The organism is Paenibacillus alba (genome assembly GCF_013204855.1).
Lineage (GTDB): Bacteria > Bacillota > Bacilli > Paenibacillales > NBRC-103111 > Paenibacillus_E > Paenibacillus_E alba.
The window spans coordinates 149,451-161,217 of the sequence record NZ_JABMKZ010000015.1 but is presented as its reverse complement, the minus strand read 5'-3'; the positions used below and the strand labels follow the sequence as shown (position 1 = coordinate 161,217).

At 45.8% G+C, this 11,767-nt stretch carries 9 protein-coding genes; all 9 read left to right on the top strand.

Annotated features, from left to right (window positions below; genetic code table 11):
* The first annotated feature begins 580 nt into the window (after positions 1–580).
* Positions 581–1,525, top strand: coding sequence for an ABC transporter permease (locus HQN90_RS19685; RefSeq protein ID WP_173221775.1), 945 nt, complete (start codon positions 581–583; stop codon positions 1,523–1,525).
* A gap of 19 nt (positions 1,526–1,544) precedes the next feature.
* A complete protein-coding gene (locus HQN90_RS19680; protein ID WP_173221773.1) occupies positions 1,545–2,429 on the top strand; it encodes a carbohydrate ABC transporter permease in 885 nt (294 codons plus the stop codon).
* A 103-nt stretch (positions 2,430–2,532) separates the two neighbouring features.
* Positions 2,533–4,065, top strand: a complete 1,533-nt coding sequence (locus HQN90_RS19675; RefSeq protein ID WP_173221771.1) for a type 2 periplasmic-binding domain-containing protein — start codon at positions 2,533–2,535, stop codon at positions 4,063–4,065.
* A 91-nt stretch (positions 4,066–4,156) separates the two neighbouring features.
* The gene (locus tag HQN90_RS19670; RefSeq protein WP_173221769.1) at positions 4,157–5,344 is read left to right on the top strand and encodes a glycoside hydrolase family 88 protein; all 1,188 of its coding nucleotides are present in this window, start codon (positions 4,157–4,159) and stop codon (positions 5,342–5,344) included.
* Between the two features lie 43 nt (positions 5,345–5,387).
* Positions 5,388–6,656 carry a Gfo/Idh/MocA family protein gene (locus tag HQN90_RS19665; protein ID WP_173221767.1) on the top strand — a complete coding sequence of 423 codons (1,269 nt, stop codon included), beginning with the start codon at positions 5,388–5,390 and terminating at the stop codon, positions 6,654–6,656.
* 243 nt (positions 6,657–6,899) lie between these two features.
* Entirely contained in the window at positions 6,900–8,558 is a 1,659-nt protein-coding gene (locus tag HQN90_RS19660) for a sensor histidine kinase (RefSeq protein ID WP_173221765.1), read from the top strand.
* Positions 8,542–9,378, top strand: coding sequence for a response regulator transcription factor (locus tag HQN90_RS19655; protein ID WP_173221763.1), 837 nt, complete (start codon positions 8,542–8,544; stop codon positions 9,376–9,378). Before HQN90_RS19660 ends, HQN90_RS19655 begins: the two co-directional genes overlap by 17 nt.
* A 16-nt stretch (positions 9,379–9,394) precedes the next feature.
* The gene (locus tag HQN90_RS19650) at positions 9,395–11,383 is read left to right on the top strand and encodes a heparinase II/III domain-containing protein (RefSeq protein WP_173221761.1); all 1,989 of its coding nucleotides are present in this window, start codon (positions 9,395–9,397) and stop codon (positions 11,381–11,383) included.
* 84 nt (positions 11,384–11,467) lie between these two features.
* The gene (gene rpmF, locus HQN90_RS19645; protein WP_029193705.1) at positions 11,468–11,644 is read left to right on the top strand and encodes a 50S ribosomal protein L32; all 177 of its coding nucleotides are present in this window, start codon (positions 11,468–11,470) and stop codon (positions 11,642–11,644) included.
* Positions 11,645–11,767 lie beyond the last annotated feature (123 nt).

The following is an 11,767-nucleotide window of genomic DNA, read 5'->3' as shown; positions in this document are numbered from 1 at the left end:
GGCCAGCTACTGTTTTGCGAGTTTTGGCCAAGTTGCCGCTTAAGCTCCTTATTTTCGTTTTCGAGGTATTCAACCTTGGCAACCAGAGACAGAATGAGTGCCTTAATGGATGCCAAGTCACCGAGCATAATCCGATCAATTTCTTCTATATTCATTATGCCTCTCACCTCGTTCACTCTAAGTATTGGTACTATCTATTAAACCAAATTTTAGAATTTGAATAAGGTCCTGAGTAGTAACCATTTTCGCAGGCTTTTCAACACCGGTAGGGCACCGAGAAGAATCGTAAATATGGATACACTTCTGTTAAAAGAGAACATGTAACTTCGGACTTTATTTGTGTAACATTAATTTCTAGCTAATTATTTAAATTGAGCGAAAATACAATCTCTTACGCTGTTAGTTTCTTGTTAGTGTCTTGATTGTGATTTTAAACGCCAGTCCATTTCGTAAGCGCTTCCTTAAAAGCGTTTACAAGATCTTAAAAAAAGATACACTTCCATTAAAAGAGAACATGTTACTTTTTGGTTAGATTATATAACATAATATGTATAACTTCTTGTGAGGAGGTACACGATTCATGAGTTTGAGTCAACTTGAACTTCAACATGCCAGAACACATCTATCGCCGTTAAGAAAAAATTTCAAGAAGTACTTATGGTTTTATTTATTGGCAGCTCCCGGAATGCTATATTTCATTGTGTTTAAATATTTTCCTATGTGGGGTGTGCTCTTAGCCTTCCAAGATTACAGCCCATTTCTTGGTTTTAGTAAAAGCCCCTGGGTAGGCCTTCAACAATTTCGAGATTTTTTCTCAAATGAATCCTTTTTTCTTCTTTTACGGAACACGTTGATGTTGAGTTTGTTTAATCTGCTTTTTTATTTCCCATTCGTCATCCTTTTGGCGATTATGCTTAGTGAATTGCGTTCGGCTGCTTTTAAGAAAATTATCCAGACCATCGTCTATTTGCCGCACTTTCTGTCATGGGTCGTTGTTGTTGGGATAACGTTTATTTTCTTCGGACCTTCCGGCGTGATCAACCATTATTTGGGTTCAATGATCGGGAAGGAATTCGCATTCATGACGGGCACAGAATGGTTTCGTTCGCTTGCCGTTTTTCAAAGCATATGGAAGGATGCCGGTTGGGGAACGATTATTTTCTTAGCAGCGATTGCCGGCGTCAATCCAGAACTTTACGAAGCGGCTACAATGGACGGTGCCGGACGCTGGCGAAGAATATGGCATATTACGTTGCCTGGCATTAAAAGCACGATTATTATTTTGCTGGTCATTCGTCTCGGGCATCTCATGGATTCGAATTTCATGCAGGTATTTCTCATGACCAATCCGCTCAACCAAGAGGTATCCGATGTCATTGATCTATATGTATACAGGGTCGGACTAACGGAGGCGCATTTCAGCTATGGTGTTGCGGCAGGATTGTTCAATTCGATCATAGGGCTCATTCTCGTATTGCTGAGCAATCATTTAGCCAAAAAAGCAGGAGAAGACGGTGTTTTTTAACCGAAATGAGGTGATAAGAATGAGCAGACAGTTAATGATAAAACGGTTTCCAATGTTTGATTTCGTGATTGGCTTCCTTATGCTTGTATTTAGTTTGCTGATCATTGTTCCATTCCTGTACATTCTAGCGGTATCCTTCAGTGGGGGAGGGGAATCGATCGGTGGGGACTTCTTCCTCATTCCTAAGGAGTTTTCCCTGGAAGGCTATCAATATTTGATGTCAACCAGCAGGTTCGTTCAAGCGATAGGCAATTCAGTTTACGTTACAATTGTAGGTACCTTTGTTAATCTCCTTTTCTCGGTAACGCTGGCTTATGCTTTATCCAAAAAGTTTTTACCAGGGCGCCGCTTCATGATGCTGCTGATCTTCTTCACGATGCTGTTCAGCGCCGGAATCATTCCCAACTATTTGTTGGTTAAGTCGCTCGGCTTGCTTAATTCGTACTGGGCGCTTATATTACCAGGCGCTACCAATGCTTTTACCATTATGGTGATGAAAACTTTTTTTCAAGGCTTGCCCGAAAGCTTGGAAGAAGCGGCGCGAATGGATGGAGCGGGAGAAATACGGATCTTATGGTCGTTGGTGCTTCCGCTGTCTATGCCGGTAATGGCTACGTTTGGGCTGATGTTCATGGTTGGTCACTGGAATGAGTTTTTCGGTGCTGTCATTTATTTGAGCAAGAGCAGCATGTGGACCGTGCAGGTACTGCTGCGTCAGATGATCGTCGTCGGCACCTCTAATATTAACAATGAGTTTAGTATGAACGAGAAGTCAGCAGCACAATTGGGAGATACGATCAAAATGGCAGCCATCATCATCTCGATGATACCGATCGTGGCTGTGTATCCATTTTTGCAAAAGCATTTTGCACAGGGCGCTATGATTGGATCCATTAAAGAATAAGGTGAACTCTATGCGGGAGGTGAAGAAGACAGGCTTAGATCATGAAGAGGATAAGCTGAGAAGTGGGTTATTATCGTTGAACATTGGAGAGGGTGGTATAGGTATGAAAATGAAAAAAACGTTGTACGTTTCACTTGCTGCTGTGATGACAATGAGTCTTTTGGCTGCTTGCGGAAAAGGCGAGGAAAAACAAGGGGCAAATCCCAGTGCTAACAAAGAACCACTTAAAATCAAGGCGATGCTCATTTACAACGGAGAACCTCCGGTGCTCAAAGGGAACAAGGCGAAGGAAGATATTGAGAAACGCGGCAATGTCCAACTTGAGCTGGAGCTTGTTCCGGAAGATATCTATAAGGATAAAATAAGCATCGCGATGGCAGATTCGTCCCAATATGATCTGATTCTGTTCGATAATGGCAAAGATGCTGTATTCACGAACTATGTGAAGCAAGGGGCATTTTATGACCTAACGCCATATATGAAGGGTAAAAATAATTTGAACTTGATTCCAGAAATTACTTGGTCTCAGACGAAGGTAGATAATAAAGTATTCGGGATTCCACGGCCAAGACAGTTGTATAGTGCACAAGGAGCGTTCCTTTACCGCAAAGACTGGTTGGATACATATAACTTGAAAAAACCGCAAACGCTGGATGAATTCACACAAGTTTTAAAAACATTCAAAGAAAAAGATCCTGTTGGCGGAGGTAAAACAATTCCTCTTCTTACCTATGCGACCAACACCTATACCGTTTTTGATTGGCTTGGGTCCGTTCAGTATGCGTTCGGGATGCCTAATGCCTGGACAATTGACAACGGAGTTCCCAAGTTTGCTATTCAATCCGAGGGCTACCTGAAATATTTGGAATGGTTAAAGAATGCTTGGGCCAGCGGGTTAATCGAGAAGAACGCTACCGTGCTAAAATCGCAGCAAGCTGTTGAAAAATGGACACAAGGCATTGCCGGAGTCAAAGCCAATCATGTCGGTGAATTGAGCGATGCTCCTAATTCCCCTCTTGATAAAATTCGCAAGGTGGATGCCAAAGCGGAAGTGGACATGCTGCAATCGCTTAAAGGTCCTGATGGCAAAGGCGGTATCGGAAAAGCGGCCGGTCTCTGGGGGTTATGGGTAGTTCCGTCCAGCACGCCGAAGGATAAAGTTCAGAAGCTTGTTGATTTCCTTGATTTCAGTGCAAGCGAGGAAAACTATGCTTTCAGCAAAGCGGGCATTATCGGTCAGCATTCCACGAGCTATAAAGACGGCAAGGTAGAGCGTACAGCCGATCAGGTGAAGCTGTTCCAGACCGAGACGCCAGCCACTTGGGTGCTGGATAATCGTTACGATCCTTATTACTACGTCGCATCGGATGCGTCTGACCCGGTAAGGGCTAAAATGAAAGAATATACGGATAGCTTCGAGAGCATTGGCGTAACGAATCCGTTCGGCGGAATGACCTCTCCAACCCTTACGAAAAACACGGATCATTTGAAAAAAGTCAGCACCGTTGCTCTGAAATATGTAATTGGTGAAGGCTCAATGGATGATGTGAAAACGGAAATAGCCAATTGGGCGAAAACCTACGGTGAAGCTGCAGGCAAAGAATATATGGAGCAGTATAACGCAACACAGAAATGAGTGAACTTGTCAAATGGAGAATTGCCCGGTGATTAGGGTGATTCTCCATATATGTTAATTAGGTTTTGTGATTAAGAAGGAGTGCTTGGATATGAAGCAAGTGAAGGATGAAGGTATACTCAGCGCAGCAAGGTTCATCAATCCGCCTCAGTTAACCAAGAAACGATGCGATGCGGCCATTGGGCATATCTTGAAGCAGATCGATCGCAATTTGGAGTCGTTCACAGACAAATTTCCCGATATCGTCAGCAACAATCTGATCTATGCGGCTGCTGATAACTATGAATGGACGCCTGGATTCTGGACAGGCATGTTATGGCTCGCTTATGAAGTGACAGGCGACGAGAAGTACCGGCGTGTCGCCGACAGGCAGTTACTCAGCTTCAAGAAGCGTGCAGATGAACAAATTGGCACCGAAACCCATGATCTAGGCTTCCTTTATTCGCTTTCCTGTGTGGCTGCTTATAAGCTTACAGGCAACGAGGAGGCGAAACAAACAGCGCTTCGCGCGGCTGATTTGCTCATGTCCCGTTATTTGGAGCATGCAGGCATTATCCAAGCGTGGGGGAGCTTAAGCAATCCGAAGCAGCGGGGACGAATGATTATCGACTGCTGCCTAAATACGCCGCTATTGTATTGGGCCGCGGAAATTACGGGAAATCGGGCTTATTCCGATGCTGCAGCCACCCATGTCAAACAAGCAGCGGCGTATTTGATTCGTGAGGATGCGTCCAGTTTTCATACGTATTATATGGATGTTGATTCCGGTGCTCCGCTTTACGGCAAAACCGCACAAGGGTTTTCAGATGATTCCTGCTGGTCACGCGGTCAGGCTTGGGCCATCTACGGGTTTCCGCTGAATTATATCTATACGAAGGATCAAGAACTTCTTGATGTAACTAAAAAAGTTGCGAATTATTTTATTAACCGGCTGCCGGAAGACTGCGTGTGCTACTGGGATTTGATATTTACGAGCGGTTCTGAAGTGCGCGATAGTTCAGCTGCCGCCATTGCCGTGTGCGGTATGCTCGAGCTTATCAAGCATTTATCTGCTACGGATCCTCATAAAGCCATTTATGCAAATGTGGCAAGCGCAATCCTCTTGTCTTTGATAGACAATTATTCAACCGTTAACACCCCGGAATCCAATGGATTGCTGCTGCACGGCGTATACAGTAAGCCTGGGAATTCGGGCGTAGACGAATGCTGCTTGTGGGGCGATTATTTTTATTTTGAAGCGCTTGTTCGGGTTACGAGAGATTGGAAGACTTATTGGTAAAAAAATGAGTGTGACTTACTAAAGGAATCGAGGAGACGTTTGTATGAAACAGCTTACAGCTATTTTAATCGGAGCAGGAGCCAGAGGTTCTCGCAGTTATGCGCCTTATGCACTAGACTACCCGCATGAGTTGAAGTTTGTTGCCGTCGCGGAGTCGGATCCGCATCGCTTGGCACAGTTTGCAAGAGAACACGGTATCCCGCCGGAGGGTTGCTTTCATTCTTGGGAGCAGCTGCTTGAACAGCCGCAGTTGGCTGATATCGCGCTGATTTGCACGCAGGATCGGATGCATTACCTCCCAACGATGAAGGCCTTGGGCAACAAGTATCATGTTTTATTGGAAAAGCCGATGTCGCCGAATCCGAAGGAGTGCATCGACATGGAGCAAGCGGCTAAGGACAATAACCGGCTGCTGACCATCTGTCACGTGCTTCGCTATACGCCGTTCTGGTCGGCCATCAAACGGCTTATTACGGAAGGGCGCATCGGTAAGGTGGCTTCGATTCAGCTCAATGAGAACGTCGGCTATTGGCATATGGCGCATAGCTTCGTTCGCGGCAACTGGAGCAACTCGGAAGTGTCCAGTCCGATGATTTTGGCCAAATCGTGCCATGATATGGATGTGCTGTCTTGGTTAATGGATGAGAAGTGTATACGGCTTAGCTCGTACGGTTCACTCCTGCATTTTCATTCCGGCAATGCGCCGGAAGGCTCGACGGAATACTGTATTGACGGCTGCGCAGTCGAGGCGACATGTCCTTATTCGGCCCCTCGTTTTTATCTGGGCGAGGGCAAGGATTGGGCAAGACATTTCACGAAGGAGGTATCCCGAGAAAGCATTGTGCAAGGATTGAAGGAGACGGGGTACGGCCGGTGTGTATATCAATGCAACAATAACGTTGTCGATCATCAAGTCGTGAATATGGAATTTGCGAGCGGCTCCACCGTCATGTTCAGTATGAGCGCCTTTACCCGTCATCAGGAACGCCGGATTCAAATTATGGGCACCCTTGGTGAAATTCGCGGTGAGGATGACAAGATAACACTGATGGATTTTGTAACCCACGAGAATATCGAAATTAAGCTTCCGAAGCAAACGAGCGGACACGGCGGCGGGGACAGCGGGATCGTTCGCAGCTTTTTGAAAGAAGTGCGTGAATACGACGGAGAAGAAAGCTTGACGTCCGCTGCTGCCTCGGTTCGCAGCCATCTGATGGCATTTGCAGCTGAACAATCCCGCTTGGCTCAGGGGAAATCCATTGAGCTGGCTGAATTTACTGATTCTCTCAAAAAGATTGAACTATCCGTATGATCATGTATGGCCCTATCCGCCATGTGCTAAAATAGTCTCCATGAGAGATGCGTTCTAATCTCTTGGATGATAGGGAAAGGCCGCGATTAGCATATGAGAGTGTCATTTCTGAGTTTTATTCGAAAAAGTTTTTTTGTTAAAGTTATTTTTTTTCTTTTTCTGCTTTCTTCTATTCCATTATCGATTTTTGCCTTTGTAACGGTCCATGTGTCTAACCAAACGGTAATGACGAAAGTAAACGCATTGAATTTACAAGTCGTGAACCAGCTGAATGAGCAAATCGAAAATACGATGGTGCGCATTCAACAATTAAGTAATCAATTTGGTCTTTCGCCAATTATTACGAACTCTTTGAACGTGCAGAGCAACTACTTCGACTATGTTGTTCAGATGCAGGAGCTGCTGAGGACACTGGATGCGGGAAAAACAACGATCGGGGATATAACAGATATCAGCATATATGCGGTCGATTCCGGTGAGGTGATTTCAACCACAGACTCCATTGTTCCAATCGAACAATCGCGATATGAGAAGCTGATTCGCTCTGTTGAAGCATCCAATAAGGCGTTTCAATTAATTGATGATACTAGCAGCAATGATCCATTTCTTGCGGATAATAGCTTCTTTTTGCGGAAACTGACATATTCCAATGGGACAGGTTACCGAGGAATGCTGGTCATTATGCTGCCGAAGCAAGCTTTGCAAAAGGCGATCCATAACATTAATCTTGGCCCGGATGGCGCTTTATATATCGTCACGAGCGAGAATAAAGTAATCGCCACAACGAGTTCTGCTTCTTCCCCGGAAATTGCCAGCCATGTGGGTAAGGCAATCGAGAATTGGAACGAGAGTAAACGCAGTGAGCAGTTCTTGGTTGATCATTCCCTATACACGATTAAACAGTCGGGAAACTTTCATAAGTGGATTGTTATTTCTGAAATACCGGTTGATCAATTGTCGGAAAGCACGCGTTTTATTACGAGAACGGCTTTGCTGCTTTTATTTTTGCTTATGCTATTGGGGCTTATTGGATCACTTGTGATCGGTTACAACCTGTATCGACCGCTTCAGCGGCTCAAACGGCATATGAGGTCGATTCAACAAGGCAACTTTTCCAATTCCTATTCGGATTATCCGAAAAACGAGCTTGGCGAGCTGGGTACAATGCTGAATAACATGGCGTTTCGTCTTAATTCACTGGTGGAAGATTTGCAGCAATCGGAAGAGCTGAAAAGGCGTAGTGAAATTACGGTGCTGCAGGCCCAAATCAACCCTCATTTCTTATATAACACATTGAATACAATCAGTATGTTTGCCATGCTGAAGGATTATAACAAAATTAGAAGCATGCTGCACAGACTTGTCTCCATGCTTCGTTACTCGATGGAAAGCTATGAACAGTTAGTTCCTCTCTCCGGCGAGCTGAATTATATAACCGATTATATCGCTATGTTGCAATTGAGATACGATTGCCAAATTATTGTGAGGATGGAAATAGATGAGCAACTGCAGGACATGCTGATTCCTAAGCTATTATTGCAGCCTCTGATTGAAAATTCATTGTTTCACGGTATTTTTGGCAAAGAAACCGATCAAGGGACCATTGTTGTTCGAACTGTTTGTCTTACGGAAGATACCGTCATGATTCAAATTGAAGATGATGGTTTGGGCTTGGAGTCTGATCGTCTGGAGCAGCTGAGGCAGCATATTAAGCACGGAAATCGTGGGAAGAGCATCGGCATGATGAATGTATCAGAACGTGTCAGACTGCTGTTCGGCGAGCAGTCGGAATTTCGACTGGAAAGCAAGGGTCAAGGAGAAGGGACGATCGTGTCCATCCTAATTCCAAGGCATCGATTGGAATTCGCTAAGGAGGAACATTCGCATGACGGGTCCATTTAAAGTATTAATCGTCGAAGATGAAAAACCGGCTCGCGAAGTTTTTAAACAAATGATTGCCCAAGAGAATGGCTGTTTTGAACTCGTGGGGGAGGCTGTTAATGGGAAAAGAGGGCTTGAACTGTGCAAGGAGTTTCACCCTCATTTTCTTATTACCGATATAACCATGCCCGTGATGAGCGGTATTGAATTACTTGAAGAATTAAAGCAGTTGGATCAGGAGATGCCAGAGACGATTATTTTATCTTGCCACAAAGATTTCCATTTTGCGCAAAAGGCAATTGAATTAGGGGCCTCATCCTACTTGATTAAGGAAGATTGTCTGATTCAAGAGACGCTGCTTACCGACACACTCAAAAACTTCATCCCGCGAATTTCCAAACGGGAAGAGGATCGCCAAAAGTTAGAAGCAGCCGAGCGAAATAAGAACGCGGGACAACCGGAAGAGGGCTTTGACCAAGTGAGTCCTTTGAATACGATCATGTTGAACGTTCTTGGACAGCTGAAGGCTGATTTGGCCGTTTCGATAAGCCTCGAGGACATGGCTGCCAAAGTTGGATACAGCATTCCCTATTTCAGCTCCTTGTTTAAAAAAACGACAGGGCAAACGTACACCCAATACATGATGTCGATGAGAATTCAAGCGGCCAAGAGGCTGCTGCTTACAACCGATCTCCGAACATTTCAAATCGCCGAGCAGGTTGGGATGGAAAATTATCGGCATTTTAATAAAATATTTAAAAGAATGGTTTGCATGAGTCCCAAAGAATTTAGGCAATCCCATCATCCATTGAGCAGCTCTTATCAACAGGAGAGCCCTTAAAGGGAGGTTCCGTTACATGTATCCATTGCGTTCAGCGGCATGGCTTGAACAATTCCGATCGCGCCTTCGAACCGAAACAACGGCTCAGAACGCACTAGCCTATTTAACAGGACAAATGGCGTCTATCGTCGCTTCTCAGCCGGAAATTCCGCTCAGCGGGGGAGGGTGGAGCCACTCCTATGTCTGCCCGGTTGACGGAACGCGTCTGACGACGATTACGCGTGTTCTCCACAAGTGCCCCCTCTGTCAGCAAGAAATGAGCGGTGCTCCCTACGACGATGTAGTTATCGCAGAGGAGCATTCAGAGTTTAGCCAACATGCTCTGACCGCTGCGGTCCTATACGTCGCAACCGATGAAGCGCGATATGCTGATTGGGCGATGGAAGTTATTTTGTTTTATGCAGGGCATTACGCTTCTTATGAATTGCATGATATTTTTGGGAAAAGCGGTGACGCGGCGGGAAGATATGGGGCAAAGGTACAAAATCAGACCTTGAGCGAGGCGATGTGGATTATTCCGCTTGCCCAAGCTTTTACAATCCTTAAGTCCTGCCGACGGTGGACGGATGTGGAGATGTCGATCATCGAATTGAACCTGTTTCGGCCGGTTATCGCCGTGATCGACCGAAATCCGCGCGGAGAGTCCAACTGGCAGAGTTATCACAATGCTGCTGTCGCTTCTGTTGCTGAAGCATTGAGTGACCAAAAGCTGTTCGACCAGGCTGTGAACGATCCTGCGAATGGGTTCCGCTTTCAAATGAAGCAAAGTGTAGGGAAGGAAGGCTTTTGGTTCGAGGGGTCTTGGGACTACCACTTTTTCACATTGAATGCGTTGATCACGACAGTCCTCTCAGCCTCAGCATTTGACGAGCCTTTATGTGAAGATGAGCAGTTCCAGTCCATGTTCCGTATCCCTCTTGAAGCTCATTTGCCAGACTACACGTTTCCGGCTGTTCATGACTCCGCAGAAACTGATCTAAGGAAATATGCGGACTTGTATGAATTTGCCTATGCCGCATACGGCTTTGGGCGTGATGTCCTTCGCCAATCGGAGAGACGCTCCTTGTCCAGTCTGCTATACGGTAGAGATATGGGGTCACGGCCGGAATCTGCCGACGAAGCAGCCATCCGTGATATCCGTGCGATTGATTTGAGTAAGCCAGGCATGCTGTATGTGACAGTCGGAAAAGGTCCCTCAGCGCAAGCGGTACTGATCGATTATGGAGAGCACGGCGGGTGGCATGGCCACTTCGATAAATTGAATTTGATCTATTATGCGGGAGGCCGCTGTTGGCTGACTGACGCTGGCATGTTGGGCTACAGCCATCCTATGCATGATGCCTGGTTCCGACAAACGATTGCTCACAATACCATAGTGGTCGGCGGTCGTTCGCAAAGTCCTTCCACTGGCGTTCTCAGCGAGGTGAAGATGAATGAACGGAATGGTTCTGTTCGAATTTGCGCAGAGGTGAGGGACGCTTATGAAGGTGCCCAGTTGAATAGAAGCATTACGATTAAGAACGGGCTATTAATTGATGCTTGCAGTGTTCTATGCGACCGTGAAGAAGATGTTGATTGGGTATTTCATACTCCCGGCGTCCCGAAGCGTCTGCCATCATTAGATGAGATACCAGTCTCTTCTGCACAATTATCAGCGTCTGAGGGGTATTCATTCCTGAAAGAAATCCGAAGACTGCCCGGTTTGGCCGGTGATACTCGGATGCTGGAGTGGAAATGGAACGAGACAGATGCGCAGCATGAGCGGCTGCAGATCTACGCTATCGGCAGTTCATCTGGCAGCTTGAAGCAGGAGATGTGGTATTTGGCTGAGACGCCGGGCATGGCCCATGTCAAGCGCCGGAGTACGCTGATTCGCCGGGTGAGCAAGGTAAGGGAGGCGTCATTCGTCACCGTATTCCGAGTTTGTTCGGAAGGCGATGCACCGCTTTCTCAGCCAAGTCTGACTGCTATTTTGGCAGAAGAATTGGGAGTTGAGATACATTAATTTCAATTTAGCATTGACAAACGATGTCAAGAAAGATATGATAGCATCTGTTGATTTATGTAACTAACAGGAGGTGTTTTGATCATGGCTGTTCCTCAAAGGAGAACGTCCAAAACACGTCGCGATAAGCGCCGTACTCACTTTAAACTGGCTGTGCCAGGAATGGTGAAGTGTGAACAATGTGCTGAGTTGAAAATGGCGCATCATGTTTGCAAAAACTGCGGTTCATATAAGGGTAGAGAGATTGTAAAAGCTCAATAATCATATGAACAGCAACGAAAAAGACACTTCTAAGCGATTAGAGTGTCTTTTTTGTATTTTGGCGAAGCGGCTGCGGCGTTAGTTAAGCTGCTGGACAGGCAAGCCGGTAATTAAAGGCGCGCG